The following is a 1,007-nucleotide window of genomic DNA, read 5'->3' as shown; positions in this document are numbered from 1 at the left end:
CGCGAACATTCGGTGATGCAGAAAATCGCCGAATTGGATCGGCGTGGGGCCGCGGCCGAGCTGGGGTACAAGGATGTGCCGCACGTGCTGCGGCACGCGGTGCGGTGGGATCGGAAAACCGCCAGGAAATGGGTCACCCACGCCGCACTACTGGTTCGCGAGATCACACCCACGGGTAGCGTGCTCGCGCCCGAGCTTCCGGTGGTCGCCGACGCGGCGGCCGAGGGCGCGCTGTCGACCGAGCACGTCGCGGTGCTCGCCGAGGTCATGAAAGCCCTGCCCGCCGAAGCCGAAGAGCCGGTCGTGGGCTTCGCGCGTGAGCATGAGCCCAGTGCGGTGCGGGCGTTCGGCAAGGAGCTGGCCTACCGGCTGTTCCAGAACGACCCCGAACCCCGCGACATCGAGCCCGCGCCGCTGGCGAACCAGCACGTGATGCGGTGGAAGAACGGGTATTTGGAGATCTGGGCGAAGCTGGACACGATCACCGGCGCCAAGTACGAGGCCTTGCTCGACCCGCTGGCCAAGCCCCGCCCGGCCACCGCCGACGAGGGCCCCGATCTGCGGTCCCGTGCCGAGCGCGAGGGTGACGCTCTGGCCGATCTCGTGGACCTGATGCTGCGCGCGGACCAGCTGCCCGAACACGGCGGTGAACCGGTCACCCTGACTCTGACCATGCGCTACGAGGACCTGGCCGGGCGGGTGGGTCAGGCGATGCTGGACAACCGCGAACGCGTCCCGGCCGACCAGGTCCGCCAGCTCGCCTGCAACGCCGGGATCATCCCGGTCGTCATGGGTGCGACGTCGCAGCCGCTCGATGTTGGCCGCAAGGCGCGGACGTTCACCGCCGGGATGCGGCGTGGGCTGGTCGCCCGTGACCACGGCTGCGCCTTCCCCGGCTGCGGCCGGCCGCCCAAGCATTGCGACGCCCACCACATCCACCACTGGGCCGACGGCGGCGACACCTCCATCGACAACGGCGTCCTGCTCTGCCGCCATCACCACCGGCT

General features: G+C 70.1%; 1 protein-coding gene. It reads left to right on the top strand.

The genetic code is table 11. From position 1 onward, the window contains the following. Nucleotides 1-15: 15 nt before the first annotated feature. A partial coding sequence (locus C8D87_RS44975; protein ID WP_112232845.1) for an HNH endonuclease signature motif containing protein occupies nucleotides 16-1,007 on the top strand: 992 nt, incomplete at its 3' end.

Source organism: Lentzea atacamensis (assembly GCF_003269295.1).
GTDB classification, from domain to species: domain Bacteria; phylum Actinomycetota; class Actinomycetes; order Mycobacteriales; family Pseudonocardiaceae; genus Lentzea; species Lentzea atacamensis.
The sequence above is the reverse complement of the archived record's forward strand: the minus strand, read 5'-3'. Positions and strand labels throughout refer to the sequence as shown.